Annotated in this window: 11 protein-coding genes; 10 read left to right on the top strand and 1 reads right to left on the bottom strand. The window is 73.8% G+C overall.

Annotation, left to right across the window (positions count from 1 at the left end):
• The first annotated feature begins 54 nt into the window (after positions 1–54).
• The 3 genes from HUT19_RS11340 to HUT19_RS11330 all read left to right on the top strand — a co-directional run bounded on the left by HUT19_RS11340 (position 55) and on the right by HUT19_RS11330 (position 6,010).
• Positions 55–2,322: an ATP-binding protein gene (locus HUT19_RS11340; RefSeq protein ID WP_176180352.1), complete on the top strand. Its 2,268-nt coding sequence runs from the start codon at positions 55–57 to the stop codon at positions 2,320–2,322.
• Positions 2,323–2,565: 243 nt separating this feature from the next.
• Entirely contained in the window at positions 2,566–4,362 is a 1,797-nt protein-coding gene (locus HUT19_RS11335) for a PucR family transcriptional regulator (RefSeq protein WP_176180351.1), read from the top strand.
• Between the two features lie 187 nt (positions 4,363–4,549).
• Positions 4,550–6,010, top strand: coding sequence for an aldehyde dehydrogenase family protein (locus HUT19_RS11330; protein WP_176180350.1), 1,461 nt, complete (start codon positions 4,550–4,552; stop codon positions 6,008–6,010).
• 81 nt (positions 6,011–6,091) lie between these two features.
• Here HUT19_RS11330 and HUT19_RS43940 read toward each other — a convergent pair whose 3' ends face one another.
• The gene (locus HUT19_RS43940) at positions 6,092–10,480 is read right to left on the bottom strand and encodes a CHAT domain-containing protein (protein ID WP_176180349.1); all 4,389 of its coding nucleotides are present in this window, start codon (positions 10,478–10,480) and stop codon (positions 6,092–6,094) included.
• Positions 10,481–10,832: 352 nt separating this feature from the next.
• Here HUT19_RS43940 and HUT19_RS11320 point away from each other — a divergent pair, with 352 nt between their 5' ends.
• The 7 genes from HUT19_RS11320 (at position 10,833) to HUT19_RS11290 (ending at position 20,145) form a co-directional block, all read left to right on the top strand.
• Positions 10,833–12,767: an acyl-CoA dehydrogenase family protein gene (locus HUT19_RS11320; RefSeq protein WP_176180348.1), complete on the top strand. Its 1,935-nt coding sequence runs from the start codon at positions 10,833–10,835 to the stop codon at positions 12,765–12,767.
• Between the two features lie 106 nt (positions 12,768–12,873).
• Complete coding sequence (gene dxr / locus HUT19_RS11315) at positions 12,874–14,139, top strand: 1-deoxy-D-xylulose-5-phosphate reductoisomerase (protein WP_176180347.1); 1,266 nt, start codon at positions 12,874–12,876, stop codon at positions 14,137–14,139.
• A complete protein-coding gene (locus HUT19_RS11310; RefSeq protein ID WP_176180346.1) occupies positions 14,136–15,437 on the top strand; it encodes an RIP metalloprotease in 1,302 nt (433 codons plus the stop codon). Before dxr ends, HUT19_RS11310 begins: the two co-directional genes overlap by 4 nt.
• Before the next feature lie 136 nt (positions 15,438–15,573).
• Positions 15,574–16,731 (top strand): flavodoxin-dependent (E)-4-hydroxy-3-methylbut-2-enyl-diphosphate synthase, encoded by a 1,158-nt coding sequence (gene ispG, locus HUT19_RS11305; RefSeq protein WP_176180345.1) that lies wholly within the window; start codon positions 15,574–15,576, stop codon positions 16,729–16,731.
• Between the two features lie 191 nt (positions 16,732–16,922).
• A complete protein-coding gene (locus HUT19_RS11300) occupies positions 16,923–17,768 on the top strand; it encodes a GNAT family N-acetyltransferase (RefSeq protein ID WP_176180344.1) in 846 nt (281 codons plus the stop codon).
• Positions 17,769–17,793: 25 nt separating this feature from the next.
• Complete coding sequence (locus HUT19_RS11295; protein WP_176180343.1) at positions 17,794–18,360, top strand: GNAT family N-acetyltransferase; 567 nt, start codon at positions 17,794–17,796, stop codon at positions 18,358–18,360.
• A gap of 75 nt (positions 18,361–18,435) precedes the next feature.
• Positions 18,436–20,145 (top strand): proline--tRNA ligase, encoded by a 1,710-nt coding sequence (locus tag HUT19_RS11290; protein ID WP_176180342.1) that lies wholly within the window; start codon positions 18,436–18,438, stop codon positions 20,143–20,145.
• The last annotated feature ends 581 nt before the right edge of the window (positions 20,146–20,726 follow it).

Below are 20,726 nucleotides of genomic sequence, written 5' to 3'. Positions count from 1 at the left end.
TTGAGCGGTGCGCGTCAGCACAGGCACAGCCGGTCAGGGGGCAAGGGGCAGCACATGGACACCGAGGGCACGTTCGATTCACGCGGCACGCGGCGCGATGCGGTGCCAACCCCCGCGCCCCCGACCCCACCCCCCTACCCCGCGGCCCCCACCACCCCGCCCCAGGGCAGCCGAGCGGTCCCGCCGCCCCCCGGCCAGGCACCGCCGTCGCATCCGCCCACCCCGCCCGTGGACCGGCCCGCGGGCCCGCCGCCGATGCCCTCGACGAGCCCCGGCACGGTCCCGGGCGCCGCCGCACGCCCGTCCTTCCTCACCTGGCTGCGCGCCCCCCGCCCCGGGGCGGGCCCGGGTGTCTGGACGTACGAGTACAAGCCGAAACCACCGGAGGATCCCGACCGGATCCCCGGGCGTCGTCTGCTCGGTGGTGCGTTGATCTCCGCTCTCTGCGGCTGGCTGGTGTGGTCGCTGCTCTGGAACGGATATCTCGGCGGCTATTGGAATTGGCCGCTGTACTTGCTGACTCCAGATTCCTGGTACGAGCGTGGCGGCAACACCGAAGCGGGCTGGTGGGCACAGCGCATCTACATCGGCATTGTCATCGCCATCCTCGCCGCCATCTTCAGCCGCGTCGGCCACTGGGGCGAAGTCTTCCGCCGCTACGTCGCCCCCCTCTTCCGCCGTGCCTGGGACGACCCCGCCGCCGATCCGAACGGCGCCGCCGCCCAGGCCGCCGCTCACCCCGAGACCGATCCGGCCGAGTGGCCGCAGTTGCGGGCCGCCGGGGCGCACAGTGCGGCTGACCGGCTGGCGGCCGAGGCGAGGGCCGGCGCGATGAACGACGTCGACCACGCCCGGATCGAGCGCGCCTGGCAGGCCGTGCGGGCCGGCCGGAACTCGCTCGCGGCCTTCACCGACACCGTGCTGCGCCACGGCGCCGCCGCCCACGGCCACCCCTCGGGCGCCCGCGACCTGCCCGCGCGCACGGCGCACCACGACCTCATCGCCCACCAGGTCCGTATCGGCACCGCGCCCGAGGACCCCCGCAACCCCTACCACCACCGCGGAGTCGGCCTCGCCCTCGATCCCGATGTGCTCGGCACCTCGCTGCTCGCCGTCGGGCCGCCCGGTGCGGGGAAGACCGGGCGGCTGGTGCGGCCGGTCGTGGAGTCGCTGTGCCTCCAGGCACTCGCCGGACGGACCGCCGTCGTCGCGGTCGGTCCCGCGGGGGCGGGGCTCGGGGGCGACGAGGCGTTCGACGTCGTCGTGAAGATCGGCCGCCCCGACTCCGCCTACGACTTCGACCTCTACGGCGGCACCACCGACCCCGACGAGGCCGCGGGCATCCTCGCCGAGGCACTCATCGGCGACATGGCCGCCTCGCTCCCGGGCGGCGACAGCCGCCGGGCCGCCACCGCGCTGGCCCAGCTGCTCGGCCCCTACCGCGCCGCCCACGGTCGCTTCCCCTCCGTGCCCGAGCTGCGCGAGCTGCTCGACGGTTCGAAGACGGCGGTCGGCGCGCTCCGCGAAGCGCTCGACGCCGCCGGGGAGCGCGCCCAGGCGCGTGAGCTGGAGGCGCGGGTGCGTCAGTCGGGGGCGCCCGGGGACGCGGGCGCGCTGCTCGCCGACCGGATCGCGCTGCTCGACCGGCCCGCCTTCGCCGACTTCTTCGACACCACCGGCGACCGCCGCCCGTTCTCGCTGCGCGCCCTCGAACACCCGCTGCGCGTCCGGATCGACCTCCCCGAGCGCGGTCACGCCGAGGCGTCCCGGATGCTCGCACGGCTCGTGCTCGCGCAGTTCACCGAGTGCGCCGTCGGCCGCGCCGACCGTTCGCTCTTCGCCTGTCTCGTCCTCGACGACGCCTCGCACACCATCACCCCCGAGGCGCTGCGCGGCATCCAGCGCCTCCGCTCCGCCCACGCCGGTGCCGTGCTCACCCTCCGCACCCTCGACGACGTCCCCGACGCGCTGCGCAGCGCGCTGCTCGGCGCGGTCGGCTGCCGGATGGCCTACGCCGGGGTGACGACCTGGGACGGGGCGCGGTTCGCCGAGGTGTGGGGCACGGAGTGGGTGGAGACGCGGGACATCACCGACCGGCAGATCATCTCGGACGAGCCGTTCACCAAGGTCCTGCACTTCATCCGCAAGGTGGTCACCGGCAAGGCCGTGACCACCCAGTCGGTGACCGTGCGGAAGGTGGAGCGCGAACGCTGGTCCGCCTCCGAGCTGGCGCACTCCGTCCCCGCCGGGCACGCGGTGCTGTCCGTCACCTCCGTACGGGGCGAGGGCGGGCCTCCCGTCCTGGTGGACCTCCGCGGATGACATGCACGGCCGGCGCACATCGGCCGGCGCACCCGGACCGGGACGCATGGACCGGCATATATGCACCCCCGGCGCGCGGGCCGACCGCCGTACCAGCCCCGCGTACGGCCGCGGCCCGCGGTGCCACCGCCTGCCGCCCGCCGCACTCCGGACGCGGATTCCACCGATTCCTCCATTGAGGCAGAATCGGCAGTAGCCGTTCATACGGGGCGGTGAAGTCATCGCATTCGCTTCGAAGGTGCCATGCCTCCCACGCTCGCCTCTCTCGTTCACCACACCGCGCTCAAGCTGACCGTCCTCGCGGGCGAGGACCGGCTGGAGACACCTGTGCGCTGGGCCCATGTCAGCGAGCTCGCCGACCCCGTGCCCTATATGGACGGCGGCGAACTGCTGCTCATCACCGCGATGCAGCTCCGGGCCGAGGATCCGGAGGAGATGGGCCGCTATGTGCGGCGGCTGGTCGGCGCGGGTGTCGTCGGGCTCGGCTTCGCGATCGGCGTCAAGTACGACGAGGTCCCGGCCGCGCTGGTGGCCGCGGCCAAGGAGGAGCGGCTGCCGCTGCTCGCCGTGCCGCGCCGCACGCCCTTCATCGCCATCAGCAAGGCCGTCTCCGCGGCGATAGCCGCCGACCAGTACCGGGCGGTGACCGCCGGGTTCGAGGCACAGCGCGAGCTGACCCGCGCCGCCATCGGCGCCGAGGGCCCCGCCGCGCTGCTCGCCCGGCTCGCCTCCCATCTCGACGGCTGGGCGGCCCTCTACGACGCCTCCGGCTCCGTGGTCGCCGCCGCGCCCGACTGGGCCGCCCGCCGCGCCGCCCGGCTCACCACCGATGTCGAGCGGCTGCACGCCCGGCCCGCCCCCGCCAGCGTCGTGGTCGGCGGGGACGGCGCGGAGTCCGCGTCGGACGCGGCCGTCTCGGACCGGGTGGAGCTCCAGACGCTGGGCACCGGGCGCCGTACCCGGGGCGTACTCGCCGTCGGCACGGGCGCCCCGCTGGGCACCGCCGAGCGCTACGCCGTGCACTCCGCCGTGGCGCTGCTGACCTTGACCACCGAGCGGTCCCGCGCCCTCCAGGAGGCCGAACAGCGCCTCGGCGCCGCGGTGCTGCGGATGCTGCTCGCGGGCGAGCCCGATCACGCGCGGGCGGTCGCCGGGCGGCTGTACGGAAGTCTGCTGGACGCGCCGTTCCGGATGCTCGTCGCCGAGGCCGCGCCCGGTGCCGGGGCGTCCGGCGCCGCCAAGTCCGGATCCGCCGTGCCCGGCACCGCCGCGTCCGGCCCCGGGGCCGCGCCGACCGTCCCGGCCTCCGCGGCCGCGTCGGACGAGGCCCCGGCCGAGCACCCCGCCGACACCGGATCCGTCCCCGCCGCGAGCGGTGAGGCGGTCGCCGCAGACCCTCTCGCCACCCTCGCCGACGCGATGGAGTCCGCCGCGGCCCGCAGCGGGGAAGCGGTGCTCGTCGTGCCCGACGGCGGACGGCTGATCGTGCTGGCCCCCGACGGCGGCGCCGCCGTCGCCGTGTGCGGGGAGCACGCCGCGGCGATCGAGAACCGCCGCGGCACCGCCGCCCGCCCCCGCGACCGCGCCGCCGGCACCACCCCGGGCGACCACCTGGTCGTCGGGATGTCCGCCCCCGCGGGCCCCATCGCCGCCGCGACCGCCTACCGCCAGGCGGAGCAGGCGCTGTCGGTGGCGCGCCGTCGCGGCCGGGTGCTGGTCGAGCATGAACAGGTGGCCGCGGGCTCGGTGCTGCCGCTGCTCGCCGACGACGCCGTACGGGCCTTCGCCGATGGCATGCTGCGCGCCCTGCACGAACACGACGCCACCGGCCGCGGCGATCTCGTCGCCTCGCTGCGCGCCTGGCTCTCCCGCCATGGCCAGTGGGACGCGGCCGCCGCCGACCTCGGCGTTCACCGGCACACCCTGCGCTACCGCATGCGCCGGGTCGAGGAGATCCTCGGCCGCTCCCTGGACGACCCGGACGTCCGGATGGAGCTGTGGCTCGCCCTGAAGGCGACCTCCCCGGCCACCGCACCCTGACCTCCCCGGCCACCGCACCCCCTCCTGACCACCGCGGACCGCCGTCCCGCCGCCACGCCATAGCGGAGCACTCCCGCCGCCGACTGCTACGCCCCGGACAAACACCCGGCGCGCCGCGCGCGCCTACGGTGGGAGGCAGAGACATCCGCACCATCACCCCACCACTCCAGAAGGGTCGGGATCCGCCGTGCCAGAGACAACCGAAGCTGTCACCCACGCGTTCTGGCTCGCCGGCCGCAAGGCGACGGGCGAGAGCACGCTCGAGGTCACGTCCCCCTGGGACGGCCGTCGCGTCGGCGCGGTGAGCGTTCCCACCGAGGCGCAGATCGAGGAGGCCGTCGCCGCGGCGGACGCCGTCCGGGACGAGTTCGCCGCGACGCCCGCCCATGTCCGGGCCGCCGCGCTCGACCATGTCTCCCGGCGGCTCGCCGAGCGCACCGAGGAGATCGCCCGGCTGATCTCCGACGAGAACGGCAAGCCCATGAAGTGGGCGCGCGGTGAGGTCGGCCGTGCCGTCTCCGTCTTCCGGTTCGCGGCCGAGGAGGCCCGCCGGTTCAACGGCGGGGAGGCCCAGCGGCTGGACACCGACGCCGGTGGCGTCGGCCGTCTCGCGCTGACCCGCCGCTTCCCGCGCGGCACCGTGCTGGGCATCGCGCCGTTCAACTTCCCGTTGAACCTGTGCGCCCACAAGGTCGCCCCGGCCATCGCCGTCGGCGCGCCGATCATCCTCAAGCCCGCGCCCGCGACCCCGCTCTCCGCGATCGTCCTGGGTGAGCTGCTGGCCGAGACCGAGCTCCCGGCGGGTTCCTGGAGCGTGCTGCCGGTGCCCAACGACCGGATGCCCGCGCTGGTCCAGGACGAGCGGCTGCCGGTCATCTCCTTCACCGGTTCGGACAAGGTCGGTTACGCCATCAAGGAGTCGGTGCCGCTCAAGCACTGCACACTGGAGCTCGGCGGCAACGGCGCGGCGGTCGTCCTCGGGGACTTCGCCTCCGAGACCGACCTCGACTGGGCCGCCACTCGCATCGGCACCTTCTCCAACTACCAGGGCGGCCAGTCCTGCATCTCCGTTCAGCGGGTGATCGCGGACGCTTCCGTCTACGAGCGGCTGCTGCCGAAGATCATCGCAGCCGTCGAAGCGCAGGTCACCGGTGACCCGACCGACGACGCCACCGATGTCGGCCCGCTGGTCAGCGAGGAGGCCGCGCAGCGCGTCGAGGCGTGGGTGGACGAGGCCGTCCAGGCCGGTGCCCAGCTGCTGACGGGCGGCAAGCGCGACGGCGCCAGCTACGCCCCGACGGTGCTCGCGGACGTCCCGGCGGACGTCACGATCTCCTGCGAGGAGGTCTTCGGCCCCGTTCTGACCGTCCAGCGGGCCGACGACGAGGCGGCGGCGTACGCGGCCGTCAACGCGTCCAAGTACGGCCTCCAGGCGGGCGTGTTCACCCGCGACGTCCAGACCGCCTTCCGCGCCCACCGCGCGCTGGAGGTCGGCGGAGTGATCATCGGCGATGTGCCCTCCTACCGCGCCGACCAGATGCCGTACGGCGGCGCCAAGCGGTCCGGTGTGGGCCGTGAGGGCGTGCGCTTCGCGATGGAGGACTACACCTACGAGCGGGTCATGGTCCTGACCGGTCTCGGCCTGTAGAGCGGCCTGAAAGCCGGCCTTGTAGGCCGGCCTCTGGATCAGTCCGCAGCTCGGCGGGAACGGCGGCCGCTCGCCGCCGTCTCAGGCGCCCACGTGGACGAACGCGGCCCACCGCATGGGCGCCGCCGGGTACGCGTCGCGCAGGGCCCGCACCGCGCCGTGCAGGGCGCGGGCGGCCCCCGCGGTCCCCGCTGCGGTGAGCTCCGCGCAGCAGGCGTCCGCGATCCGCGCCGCCGCCGTGTCACCGGGGCTCCACAGCGTCCCGATCACATGCGCGTACCCGGCGAGGTGGAACGCCCCGGTCAGATGGACCGGTTCGGCGCCCGGCCCGCGCCCCGTCCGCTCCGTCACGCACCCCGGCAGATACGCCAGCCGGGCGTCGCCGAGCGGGAGACGGGCGAGGTCCGCGGGGGTCAGCGGCCGCTCCCGGTGGTCGTAGAGCAGCACCCGCCCGGCCGACGCCGCGCCGATCCCGCTCACCGCGTGGCAGGCGAAGTGCGCCCAGCGGTGCCGGGGCAGGGTGTCGAGCACCACGTCCCGGCGGGCCCGCTCACCGGTCAGCACCCGGGTGGCGGGCAGGCGGCCGGTCAGTGCGGCGATCCCCTCCCTGGCCCCTGGCGGAGCGGGCGCGTCCGGGGTCGCCGGAACGGCCACCACCAGCGGTTCCTCCGGCCCCGGCGGCTCGTCGCCGGCACGCCGGGCGGCGCGGGCGAGGGCGTGGACGGTCGGGGCGTACGAGGAGACCACCCGGTCCAGTACGCAGTCGGCCGGGCGGCCCGACGCGTCGTGGCGCCCGGCCGCGTGCAGCGGCAGCCCGGTCAGCGGGCCCGTCGGAACCCACCACAGCCGCGGGAGCGCGCCGTCCTTCGCGCCCCGGGGGCGTCGGCCGGTCAGGCCCAGCGCACCGAGCACCGGCTCGGCCACCGCGGTCCACAGCCACTCCAGCGTCTCCCGGACCCGGGCCCGTGCGGCGGCCCGGTCCTCCTCGGCCGCCCCGCCGTCCTCCGCCGTGCGCACCGCGGGAAAGAAGGCGTCGGCGCGCCGGACCGCATCCACCCGGCTCAGCGCGGGCAGCGGAACGGCCCGTATGGAGCGGCCGGTGAGGAGCAGCGCGTCACAGCGCAGCGTGCTCACGTTCACGATCACCACCGGGCCGCGCCCGCCGGTGGCGGCCAGCAGCTCCGGCACCTCCGGTGGCCGCATGAACCCCTCGAAGCCCGGCTGCTGGCGGATTCGCGCCGTCAGCCGCTCCCACTCCTCCGCGAGCGCGTGCCGATCCGCACCGTCCAGGCCGCACGCCCCTGAGCCCGCGCGGCCCGCGACGGTATCGGCGGAGCCGAAGACCGACTCCTCCGGGCGGTCCAGGGCCGCGCGCAGCTCCTCCATGCGGTGGGTCAGACCGGGGTGCTCCGCCCGCAGTTCCGGCGGTACCGCGCCGCTGTCCAGCACCTGGCCGAGCAGCGCCCCGCGGCCCTGTTCCAGCAGCCGCACACCACACTCCGGGTCGCCGAGCCCGATCGCGCAGGCCGCCGCGTCCGACGCCAGCCCGGTGAAACCGTCCGACGGACGCTCACCACTGGGCCGGCCGCCATGGCGCGGTGCGGTACGCGCCAGCAGCTCCACGGCGAGCGCGAACGGCTCCAGCGCACCGGAGAGGTCGCCCGCGGCGAGCGCCGAGTGTGCCCAGCGCCGGGCGGCACGCACCCGTGCGCTCACGGCGGCCGTGGCGTCGTGGGCCAGTTCGCGGTGGACGGCCTCGGCCGCCGCCCGCGCCCCGGCGTCCCGCCCGGCCGCCGCCCGGAGCCCCAGCGCCTGGGCGTACCGGGCGAGCGCCTGGGCGCGCAGCCGGTGGCCCGGCGGTGCCGCGTCGGCCGCCGCGCGAGCGGCCTCGACCAGCTCCTCCAGCCCCTCCGGCGCGCCCGGCCCATCCGCGTTTCGCCGCCGCTCGTGATCACGACGCAGCACCTGCGCCAGCACGCTCAGCCGCTCGGGCCGGTCGGGATGGCCGGCCGGAGTGGCGGCCACCGCGCGCCGGGCGGCGTCCGCCGCGGCACACAGATCCTCCGGGCCGGCGCGGGCGGTGAACCGCTGGTGCAGGGTGACGCCCAGTCGGCACCGGAGGTGCGCGGACAACGGCCGGTCGGCGGGCGTGGCGTCGAGCGCCGCCCGTGCCAGCGCGACCGCCTCGTCCAGCGCCTCGGCCGCCCCCGTGCCCTCCAGCCCGGCCAGTTGCCGCAGCGTCTCGGCGAGCCGGGAGCGGGCGAGGGCGCGGGCCTCGCCGTCGTCGGGGGTGGCGGCCAGCGCCTCGCGGCAGATCCGGACGGCCTCGGCGAGCGCCGAGGGGTCCCGGTGGTGCAGAAAGATCCCCAGCAGCCCTCCGGCGAGTCCGGACAGCCGCTCCGGGCGGCACGGGTCCTCCGGCGCGGTCGCCGCCAGCGCGGCGCGCGACAGCTCGACGGCGGCCGTCAGATCCTCGCCGTCGCCGGTCAGCCGCCAGCGCAGCCGCAGTACCCCGGACAGCCGCGCCCGCACGGCGTTCACCCCCGGATCGTCCGGCGGGCTCATCGCCAGCGCGTCCGCGAACAGATCGACCGCCCGGTCCAGGTCGCGGCGTTCGCCGCCCCGCTCGTGGCGCGACCGCGCGGCGGCGCCCAGCCCGTTCGCCGCCGCGGCGCGCAGCCCGGAGTCGGCGGAGGACCGCAGCACGGACTCGAAGCCCGCCACCGCCGCCTCCAGATCCGGCAGCTCGTGGCTGCGCCCGTACGCGGCGAGCCGGGCGGCCGCCTCCCGCAGCGCGGCGGCGGCCCCGGCGGACGCTCCGCGCCCGGCGGCCCGGGGCCGCTGGATGGTGCCGCGCCCGGTGTGCACCGCCTGCCGGACCCGGGCGCAGGTGTCCAGCGCCTCCTGGGCCCGCTCACGGGCCGGATGACCGGCCGGGAACGCCTCCAGGGCGCGTTCGTAGGCATCGACGGCCTCGTCCAGCGCGGGCAGGTGGACGGTGGCGATCGCGTACTGGAGGAGCGCGGCGCCCAGATTGCTCAGGGCGATCGGATAGCGCGGATGGCCCGGGGGAGTGCCCTGCACCGCCGACCGCCCGGCGAGCACGGCCTCGTCGAGGAGGGCGGGGTCCGGGTCCTGGCAGGCGCGGCGCAGCAGGCAGGTGCCGAAGTCCGTTTGCAGGCCGGCGTGTTCGGGGTGGGAGGGCGGGACCGCCGAAAGACAGGTGCGGTACAGCGCGATGGCCTCGTCGATCACGGCGAGGTCGCCCGACCGCTCGAACACCTCCTGGAGGGAGTCGGCGAGACCGGACAGATGCCGGGCGTACTCCGGGTCCTCCCGGGTGGCGGCGGCGACTGCCGCCCGTCCCGTCTCGACGGCCTCGGCCAGCGCCCCCGGGGAGCGCTCGTGTTCGTCAGCCATGCGCAGCAGCACCCCGAGCGTGGAGAGGGCGAGCGCGTAGCGGTCTGCGCGGGCGGAGCCCCGGTACGTCTGGACCGCCAGTCGGCACATGTCCAGGGCGAGTTCGAGCAGTTGGGGATCGCCGGTCCGGGCGTAGGCCAGCCGCAGCCCGTCCGCGGAGGTGAGGGGATCGCCGGGATCGATGGTGACGGCGGGCCGGGGGCGCGCGGGATCCGCGCCGGACGCCGAAGGCGCGGGTCCGACGGGTCCGGGCGCGGTCGGCGGACGCTTCGGCGGCTCCTGGCTCACGGGCGTCACGGGCGGTGCCCGCAGCGGCGGAGGAGCCGGATGCGCCGCGCCGTCCTGCCCGGCGGGGGAGGCGTCCCCATCGACGGCCGGCGGGCCGCCCCGCTCCGCGGCCGCCTCCAGCAGCCCGCGCGCCTCGTCCGCGCGCCCCAGAGCGAGCAGGGTTCTGACGAGGCCGCCCAGCGCGTCCGGATCGCCCCCGGTCAGATACGCCCGCTCGAACCAGACCACCGCCTCCCCGAGCTCACCGCGCTCGTGGAGCGCCCGGGCGAGCCGGTGCGCCGCGTCCGGGTCGCCGGTCCCGGCCGCCTCGCGCAGCCAGCGCTCGGCCTCGGCGGCCGGCCGCCGCTCCTGCTCGGCGAGGAGGACGCCCAGCGCCCGCATGGCGTCCGTCGAGCCGTAGCGCGCCGCGCGCTCGTACAGGGGCCGCGCCGCACGGGGGTCGCCGAGCACCCGGTGGTGTACGCCCGCGACGGTGCACAGCACCTCCGGATCGTCCGTGCGGGCGGCCCGTGTCAGCCACTGCCGCGCCCCGTCGGCGTCCCCGCGCCGGGCCAGCCGCAGACCGATGGCGGCCAGGGCGCGCGGATCGTCCGGGCCCGAGCGGCCGGGGCCGGGACGGTACGCGGGACCGCCGTCCTGGCGGCCGCCGGCGGAGCCGCCGACCGAACGCGCCCAGGAGCTGTCCCCGGCGTCCCTCCCGCCGTCCGCCCGCTCCTCGTCCCACGGATGGCGGGAAGGACAGAAAGGCTGATGTCCCGCCATGCGTGGCACCCCCCTAAGCGTGCGGTTCTCCCCAGGATGAGTGTGGCAGGGAACATGTCACACGGGGTGCGAAACGAGCCTGCGGGGACAGGGTCCTGAGCGATGCCCTGGACCTGCCGTGAAGGGTGCCCCCGGACCCGTCCCGGCTCCCGCGGACCCTCAACCGGAGAAGCCGGGGCGGGCCGGTCCCGGTGCCCCGGGCAGCGTGGCACGGCTCCCTCGCGCCCCACTCGGGGATCCGCCGAGAATCCCCGCGTCCGCCCGCTTTGCCGACGTGCCCGACCGGAGGCACACTGGCAGCGGTACGTGCCGGTAATGTCACGAGATCTTCATTCGCGGCAAGGGAGCACCGATGACCGCATCCTCCGTCAGGCCGGTGTCCGAACGTGAAGCGCGCCAGGTGGCCGAGGCCGCCCGCGAACAGGTATGGCACAAGCCGAGCTTCGCCAAGGAGCTGTTCCTCGGCCGCTTCCGACTCGATCTGATCCATCCGCACCCCTCCCCCGCCCCGGACGACGTGCGGCGCGGCGAGGCGTTCCTCGTCAAGCTCCGCGAGTTCTGCGAGACGCGGATCGACGCCGCGCGCATCGAGCGGGAGTCCCGGATCCCCGACGAGACCGTCAACGGTCTCAAGGAGATCGGCGCCCTCGGCATGAAGATCGACACCAAGTACGGGGGCATGGGCCTCACGCAGGTCTACTACAACAAGGCGCTGGCCCTGGCCGGGTCCGTCAGCCCCGCCGTCGGCGCGCTGCTCTCCGCCCACCAGTCCATCGGTGTGCCGCAGCCGCTCAAACTCTTCGGCACCCAGGAGCAGAAGGACCTGTTCCTGCCGCGCTGCGCGCGCACCGACATCTCGGCGTTCCTGCTCACCGAACCGGACGTGGGCTCCGACCCGGCCCGGCTCGCCACCACCGCGGTCCCGGACGGGGACGACTACATCCTCGACGGCGTCAAGCTGTGGACGACCAACGGTGTGGTCGCCGATCTGCTCGTGGTCATGGCCCGGGTGCCGCGGTCCGAGGGGCACAAGGGCGGGATCACGGCCTTCGTCGTCGAAACGGCGGCCGAAGGCGTCACGGTCGAGAACCGCAACGCCTTCATGGGGCTGCGCGGTCTGGAGAACGGTGTGACCCGCTTCCACCGGGTCCGTGTCCCCGCCATCAGCCGCATCGGTCCCGAGGGCGCCGGGCTCAAGATCGCGCTGACCACGCTCAACACCGGCAGGCTCTCGCTGCCCGCGATGTGCGCGGGCGCCGGGAAGTGGTGTCTGAAGATCGCCCGCGAGTGGTCCGCCGCGCGTGAGCAGTGGGGCAAGCCGATCGCCCGTCACGAGGCCGTCGGCGCCAAGATCTCCTTCATCGCCGCGACCACCTTCGCGCTGGAGGCCGTGATCGACCTGGCCTCCCAGATGGCCGACGAGGACCGCAACGACATCCGGATCGAGGCGGCGCTCGCCAAGCTGTACGGCAGCGAGATGGCCTGGCTGATGACCGATGAACTGGTCCAGATCCGCGGCGGCCGCGGCTTCGAGACCGCGGCCTCGCTCGCCGCCCGCGGCGAACGGGCCGTCCCCGTAGAGCAGATGCTCCGCGATATGCGCATCAACCGGATCTTCGAGGGTTCCACGGAGATCATGCATCTGCTCATCGCCCGCGAGGCCGTCGACGCCCATCTGTCGGTGGCGGGCGACCTCATCGACCCGGACAAGTCCCTGTCGGACAAGGGGAAGGCGGCCGCCAAGGCCGGTGGGTTCTACGCGCGCTGGCTGCCCGGTCTGGTCACCGGGCCCGGCCAACTCCCCGGCGCCTATGGCGAGTTCCACCCCGAGGGGCACCGGGACCTCTCGCCCCATCTGCGCTATGTGGAGCGTTCGGCGCGCAAGTTGGCGCGCTCCACGTTCTACGCCATGTCGCGCTGGCAGGGCCGGATGGAGACCAAGCAGGGCTTCCTCGGCCGGATCGTCGACATCGGCGCGGAGCTGTTCGCCATGAGCGCCGCCTGTGTGCGGGCCGAGATGCTGCGCAGCCGCGGCGACCACGGCGTGGAGGCGTACCAGCTGGCCGACGCCTTCTGCCGGCAGGCCCGGATCCGCGCCGAGGAGCTCTTCGGACGGCTGTGGACCAACACCGACGAGCTCGACCGCAAGGTTGTCTCCGGGGTGCTCTCCGGCTCCTACACCTGGCTGGAGGAGGGCGTCCTCGACCCCAGCGGCGACGGTCCCTGGATCGCCGACGCCACCCCCGGCCCCTCCACGAAGGACAACGTCCACCGCCCCATCCGCTGACCGACCCCGGTCCGTGATCCCAGGGCCTGACAGGGCTCGTCAAGCACTGACGGCCCCTGACAGCCCCTGGCATCGAGTCGTCCCCCCGAGCGGCCACAATGGGGGGATGACGGAATCCCTGGCTGACCCGCATCTGCGCTTCCCGGCGGCGGCCGCTGCCGCCGGGGCGCTGCGCGACCTCGTGATCCTGGGCTCCACCGGATCGATCGGCACCCAGGCCATCGACGTGGTGCTGCGCAACCCCGACCGCTTCCGGGTGACCGGCCTGTCCGCCGCCGGCGGGCGGGCCGGGCTGCTGGCCGAGCAGGCCCACCGGCTGCGGGTGGCCAGGGTCGCGGTGGCCCGGCAGGAGGCGGTGCCCGAGCTGCGCGAGGCGCTGGCCGCGCACTACGGCCCCGGTGAGCCGCTGCCGGAGATCCTGGCCGGGCCCGACGCGGCCACCGAGCTGGCCCGCTCCCAGTGCCACACCGTGCTCAACGGCATCACCGGCTCCATCGGCCTGGCGCCGACCCTGGCCGCCCTGGAGGCGGGCCGGGTCCTGGCGCTGGCCAACAAGGAGTCCCTCATCGTCGGCGGGCCGCTGGTGCGCGCCGTCGCCAAGCCCGGCCAGATCGTCCCCGTCGACTCCGAGCACTCCGCCCTCTTCCAGGCGCTGCTGGGCGGTTCCCGGCAGGAGGTGCGCAAGCTGGTCGTCACCGCCTCCGGCGGCCCCTTCCGCGGCCGGACGAAGGAGGAGCTGACCTCGGTCACACCCGATCAGGCGCTGGCCCACCCCACCTGGGACATGGGCCCGGTGATCACGATCAACTCCGCGACCCTCGTCAACAAGGGGCTGGAGGTGATCGAGGCCCATCTGCTGTACGACATTCCCTTCGAACGGATTGAGGTGGTCGTCCACCCGCAGTCGTATATCCACTCGATGGTTGAATTCACCGATGGCTCCACGCTCGCCCAGGCGAGCCCGCCCGATATGCGGATGGCCCTCGCGCTCGGCATCGGCTGGCCCGAGCGGGTGCCGGACGCCGCGCCCGGCTGCGACTGGTCCAAGGCCCACACCTGGGAGTTCTTCCCGCTGGACAACGAGGCGTTCCCCTCGATCGGCCTCGCCCGGCACGTCGGCTCCCTCGGCGGTACCGCGCCCGCCGTCTTCAACGCGGCGAACGAGGAGTGCGTGGACGCCTTCCTTGACCGGAAGCTGCCCTTCAACGGAATCGTCGATACGGTCGCGGAGGTGGTGGCGGAGCACGGCACCCCCACCGCGGGAACCCAGCTCACCGTCGCGGACGTCCTCGAGGCCGAGAGCTGGGCCCGTGCCCGCGCCCGTGAACTGGCCGCCCGAGCGGCGAAGGCGACCCCGGAGGCTCGCGCATGACGACACTGATGACGGTCCTCGGCATAGTCGTATTCGCCGTCGGCCTGCTCTTCTCGATCGCCTGGCATGAGCTCGGCCATCTCTCCACGGCCAAACTCTTCGGCATCCGGGTTCCGCAGTACATGGTCGGCTTCGGGCCGACCATCTTCTCCCGCAAGAAGGGCGACACCGAGTACGGCGTGAAGGCGGTCCCGCTCGGTGGCTACATCCGCATGATCGGGATGTTCCCGCCCGGTGACGACGGCAAGATCGCCGCGCGCTCCACCTCGCCCTGGCGGGGCATGATCGAGGACGCCCGGTCGGCCGCCTTCGAGGAGCTCCAGCCCGGGGACGAGTCCCGGCTGTTCTACACGCGCAAGCCGTGGAAGCGCGTGATCGTGATGTTCGCCGGGCCGTTCATGAACCTGGTCCTCGCCGTGGTGATCTTCCTCGGGGTGATGATGACCTTCGGCGTCAACACCCAGACCACCAGCGTGGGCACCGTCTCCCAGTGTGTGGTCGCGGCCTCCGCCTCCACCGACAGCTGCCCCAAGAGCGCCAAGGACTCCCCCGCCAAGGCCGCCGGGCTCAAGCCCCGCGACAAGATCGTCGCCTTCAACGGCCATCCGACGCCCGACTGGAGCACCCTCCAGCAGGACATCCGGAAGACCACCGGACCGGCCACGATCACCGTCGAGCGGGACGGCGTCCGCAAGACCCTGCACGCCAACCTCATAAAGAACCAGGTGGCCAAGTCCGACGGGGACGGCGGCTATGTGGAGGGCCAGTACGTCACGGCCGGCTTCCTCGGCTTCACCCCGGCCAGCGGTGTGGTCCAGCAGTCCTTCGGACAGTCCGTGGACCGCATGGGCACCATGGTCCAGGACGGCATCGACTCGCTGCTCGACCTGCCCTCCAAGGTTCCCGACCTGTGGAACGCGGCCTTCGGCGACGGTGAGCGCAAGGCGGACTCCCCGATGGGCGTGGTCGGCGCGGCCCGGGTCGGCGGCGAGGTGGCCAACCTCGACATCCCGCCCTCGCAGCGGATCGCGACGATGCTGTTCCTCGTCGCGGGCTTCAACCTCTCGCTGTTCCTGTTCAACATGCTGCCGCTGCTTCCCCTGGATGGCGGACACATCGCGGGCGCGCTGTGGGAGTCCGTACGGCGGCATGTCGCGCGGCTGGTGCGGCGGCCCGACCCCGGGCCGTTCGACGTGGCCAAGATGATGCCGGTCGCCTATGTGATCGCGGGTGTCTTCATCTGCTTCACCCTGCTGGTGCTGGTGGCCGACGTGGTGAACCCGGTGAAAATCTCCTGATGACGCATGATGTCCCGAAGTTCACCTTTGGGTGGACTTCGGGTCCGGGTGTGCTCGAGCCCGCGGCCGTGTCGTAATCTCGGACGCGGAGCCCGCTGATCTCGGGCCTGTCACACACCTTGGGGTTGCTCGCCAGATGACCGCGATTTCGCTAGGCATGCCGTCCGTACCGACCAAGCTCGCCGACCGCCGGGTCAGCCGGAAGATCCAGGTGGGGTCGGTGGCTGTGGGCGGGGACGCTCCGGTGTCGGTGCAGTCGATGACGACGACGGTGACCGCGGACATCGGGGCCACTCTTCAGCAGATCGCGGAGCTGACCGCGTCGGGCTGTCAGATCGTGCGGGTGGCGTGTCCGTCGCAGGATGACGCGGAGGCGTTGCCGGTGATCGCGCGGAAGTCGCAGATTCCGGTGATCGCCGATATTCACTTCCAGCCGAAGTACGTGTTCGCGGCGATCGATGCCGGGTGTGCGGCGGTGCGGGTGAATCCGGGGAACATCCGGCAGTTCGACGACAAGGTCAAGGAGATCGCGAAGGCGGCGTCGGATGCCGGGGTGCCGATCCGGATCGGGGTGAACGCGGGGTCGCTGGACAAGCGGTTGCTGGAGAAGTACGGCAAGGCCACGCCGGAGGCGTTGGTGGAGTCGGCGTTGTGGGAGTGTTCGCTGTTCGAGGAGCACGGTTTCCGGGACATCAAGATCTCGGTGAAGCACAACGATCCGGTGGTGATGGTCAATGCCTACCGGCAGCTCGCGGCGCGGTGCGATTACCCGCTGCACCTGGGTGTGACCGAGGCGGGTCCGGCGTTCCAGGGGACGATCAAGTCCGCGGTGGCGTTCGGTGCGCTGTTGAGTGAGGGCATCGGGGACACGATCCGGGTGTCGTTGTCGGCGCCGCCGGCGGAGGAGGTCAAGGTCGGTATCCAGATCCTGGAGTCGCTGAATCTGCGGCAGCGTCGGCTGGAGATCGTCTCGTGTCCGTCCTGCGGGCGGGCGCAGGTGGATGTGTACAAGCTGGCGGACCAGGTCACCGCTGGTCTGGACGGTCTGGAGGTGCCGCTGCGCGTCGCCGTCATGGGGTGTGTGGTGAACGGTCCGGGTGAGGCGCGTGAGGCGGATCTCGGTGTGGCCTCCGGCAATGGCAAGGGCCAGATCTTCGTCAAGGGCGAGGTCATCAAGACCGTGCCCGAATCGAAGATCGTGGAGACCCTCATCGAGGAAGCCATGAAGATCGCCGAGCAGATGGAGAAGGACGGCATCGCCTCCGGCGAGCCCCAGGTCTCCATCAGCGGCTGAGTCCCGCCGGTCCCGCCGACCGCATCCGGCCGCATCGAGAGGTGTCCGGTACGGCCGGACCCGCACGGTGGCCGTCCACGCCGTAGGTGGCCCGCCCCGACCGCGGGGTACAGTGCGGAGAATCGACTCCCTCTTGGCCCGCAGGCCCGCGTCCGGCCGGCAGGCCCGCGACCGGTGAGGCAAACCGACACGTGCTGACCACGTCCACCACCAGGGTCCTCGAGCCCGGCGAGCTGAATTCCGCCCTCGCGGTCCTCGACCGCGACCCCGTGTCCAACGCCTTCGTCGCCGCCCGCGTCCAGGTGGCCGGTCTGGACCCGTGGCGGCTCGGCGGTGAGATGTGGGGCTGGTACACCGACGGACGGCTGGAGTCGCTCTGCTACGCCGGCGCCAATCTGGTCCCCATCTGCGCCACCTCCGAGGCCGTCCGCGGCTTCGCCGAGCGTGCCCGCCGGGCCGGACGCCGCTGCTCCTCCATCGTCGGCCCCGCCGACACCACCGCCGAACTGTGGTCACTGCTCGAGCCCAGCTGGGGCCCGGCCCGCGAGGTCCGCTCCCACCAGCCGCTGATGGTCACCACCTCGATGCCCGCCGACGTCCCGCCCGACCCGCTGGTGCGCCGCGTCCGCAAGGACGAGATGGACGTCATCATGCCCGCGTGCGTGGCGATGTTCACCGAGGAGGTCGGAGTCTCACCGCTCGCCGGTGACGGCGGACTGCTCTACCAGGCACGGGTCGCCGAGCTGGTCACCGCCGGGCGCTCGTTCGCCCGCGTGGAGAACGGCCGGGTGGTCTTCAAGGCCGAGATCGGCGCGGCCACCCCGCACGTCTGCCAGATCCAGGGCGTCTGGGTCGCCCCCGAGTACCGCGGCCGCGGACTCTCCGAGACCGGTATGGCCGCCGTGCTGAACTACGCCCTGCACGAGGTCGCTCCCGTGGTGAGCCTGTACGTGAACGACTTCAACACCGCCGCCCGCGCCGCCTACCGCCGCGTCGGCTTCCAGGAGGTCGGCGCCTTCATGAGTGTGCTGTTCTGATCGACGGGCCAGTAGGGTCTGGCGCATGGTGCATCTGCCCGGGGGCCGGTCCCCGGAACCCGAAGGCGTCGCCGTCGGGCCCCTCGACCTCGCCGCGCGCGTGGACGACGCCCTCGCCGTCCAGGCCGTGGCCTTCGGGCTCACGGACGAGGAGATCGGCGTACGGCGCCATATCGTGCTGCGCCACCTCACCAGCCCCGGCGCCCGCGCACTGGGCGCCACCACCCCCGCCGGACGGCTCGTGGGCTTCGTCTACGGCATGCCCAACGACCGCACGCACTGGTGGTCCACCGTCGTCCAGCCCTATCTGCGCGCCGCCGGATACGACGACTGGCTCGACGACTCCTTCGTCATCACCGAACTGCACGTCCACCCCGCGTACCAGAACCGCGGCATCGGGCGGCGGCTGATCACCGCCATCACCGACGCCGCCTTCCAGCCCCGCTCCCTGCTGTCCGCCATCGACACCGACAGCCCGGCCCGCGGTCTCTACCGGTCCCTCGGCTACACCGACCTCGCCCGCCCGGTGCTCTTCCCGAGCGCGCCGAGCCCCTACGCGGTCATGGGGGCACCCCTTCCGCTGCGCCGCTGAGGCCACGCATTTCCCGGTTGTGCACCCCTGCGGCTAACCTCCTGCACATCCCGTCCCGCACGCAGGAGAGACCCCATGGCCCACGCCGTCAACGTCCAGCGCATGTCCACGATGATGCTGAAGACGCTGCGCGAAGACCCGGCCGACGCCGAGACCGCCAGCCACAAGCTGCTCGTCCGGGCCGGATACGTCCGCCGCGCCTCGGCAGGCATCTGGACCTGGCTGCCGGTCGGCAAGAAGGTCCTGGAGAACGTCTCGCGGATCGTCCGCGAGGAGATGGACGCCATCGGCGCCCAGGAGGTCCTGCTGCCCGCACTGCTGCCCAAGGAGCCGTACGAGGCCAGCGGCCGCTGGGAGGAGTACGGCGACCTGCTGTTCCGGCTCAAGGACCGCAAGGGCGGCGACTACCTCCTCGGCCCCACCCACGAGGAGATCTTCACCCAGACGGTCAAGGACCAGTGCACCTCCTACAAGGACCTGCCGGTCACCCTCTACCAGATCCAGACCAAGTACCGGGACGAGGCCCGTCCGCGCTCCGGTGTGCTGCGCGGCCGTGAGTTCCTGATGAAGGACTCGTACTCCTTCGACACCAGCGACGAGGGCCTGGCCGAGTCCTACCGGCTGCACCGCGAGGCGTACCGCCGGATCTTCGAGCGCCTGGGCCTGGACTACCGCATCGTCTCCGCGGTCTCCGGCGCGATGGGCGGCTCGGCGTCCGAGGAGTTCCTCGCCCCGGCGGCGGCCGGGGAGGACACCTTCGTGGACTGCCCGAACTGCGACTACGCGGCCAACACCGAGGCGTACACGGTGACCGTCCCACCGGTCGAGGGCGGTACCCTCGGCCCCGTCGAGGAACTGGACACCCCCGACACGCCCACCATCGAGACCCTCGCCGCGCACCTGGGCATCCCGGCCTCCGCGACCCTGAAGAACCTCCTGATCAAGGTCGACGGCGAGATCACCGCGGTGGGCGTCCCCGGCGACCGCGAGGTGGACCTCGGCAAGCTGGGCGAGCACCTCGCCCCCGCCGAGATCGAGCTGGTCACCGCCGAGGACTTCGAGGGCCGCCCCGACCTGGTGCGTGGCTACGTCGGCCCGCAGGGCCTGGCGGGCAAGTCCTTCCGCTACATCGCCGACCCGCGCGTCGCCCCCGGCACCTCCTGGGTCACCGGCGCCAACAAGGCCGACACCCACGCCCGCAACGTCGTCTGCGGCCGTGACTTCGACGTCGACGACTACCTGGACGTCACCGTGGTCGAGCCGGGCGACCCCTGCCCGAAGTGCGGTGCGGGCATCGAGCTGGACCGGGCCATCGAGATCGGTCACATCTTCCAGCTCGGCCGCAAGTACGCCGACGCCTTCCAGCTGGACGTGCTCGGCCAGAACGGCAAGCCGGTCCGCGTCACCATGGGCTCCTACGGCATCGGCGTCTCCCGCGCGGTGGCCGCGCTCGCCGAGCAGACCTACGACGAGTCCGGCCTGTGCTGGCCGCGCGAGGTCGCCCCGGCCGACGTCCACATCGTCGCCGCGGGCAAGGCCCTCCAGACCGAGCTGGCGCTCGACATCGCGGAGAAGCTGGGCACGGCGGGTGTGCGCGTCATGGTCGACGACCGCGCGGGCGTCTCGCCGGGCGTGAAGTTCACCGACGCGGAGCTGATCGGCGTGCCGACCATCCTGGTCGTCGGCCGCGGCGCCAAGGACGGCGTGGTGGAGCTGAAGGACCGCCGCACCGGCGAGCGCGAGGAGCTCCCGCTCGACGAGGCCGTCGCCCGCCTCACCGCCTGACCCCTCGCCCCCGCGAACGACGCCCGGCCCGCCGCCCCACGCGGCGCGGCCGGGCGCCGCCGTCCCCGGGCCCGCGGCTTGACCGGCAGCCGCCGCGGGGAGCCGCCGGTGCGGTGCGGCGATGACGGGGTCGGCGTGGCGGCCCGGACGCCTGGGCTGGGGTCGCCGGGGCGGGCGCGTGCCTGGGCGCGGCGCGTCGTCGGGGTGACCGGGGCCACGTGGTGGGGGGTGTGGTCGCCGGTGGGGCTGTCGGCGGGGGGCCGCCCGTGCCGTAGGGCGATGGCGGAGTGAGCGTCGCCGGGCAACGGCACGCTGTCGGGACCGGGAACCCCGCGGTGAGGTGGGCCGCCGGGGCGGTCGTCGCGGGGCCTGCCCGGACAGCCGCGCTTCGTCGCCGGGGTGGGAGGACGCGCAGGGCGTCACGGCCCGGCGCGGCGGGGGAGAGCGTGCGGGGCGGGGGCGGCCGCGGTCCTCACGCGCGGCGTCGGCATCCCGCATCCGGAGCGCCGTCAGCGCGCGCCGCGCGCGGGCCCACGCGCGCCGAGGCGTGTGCTCCAGCGACGGCCCGGCGGCACGCCCCC

Source organism: Streptomyces sp. NA02950 (assembly GCF_013364155.1).
Classification (GTDB): domain Bacteria; phylum Actinomycetota; class Actinomycetes; order Streptomycetales; family Streptomycetaceae; genus Streptomyces.
The sequence above is the reverse complement of the archived record's forward strand: the minus strand, read 5'-3'. Positions and strand labels throughout refer to the sequence as shown.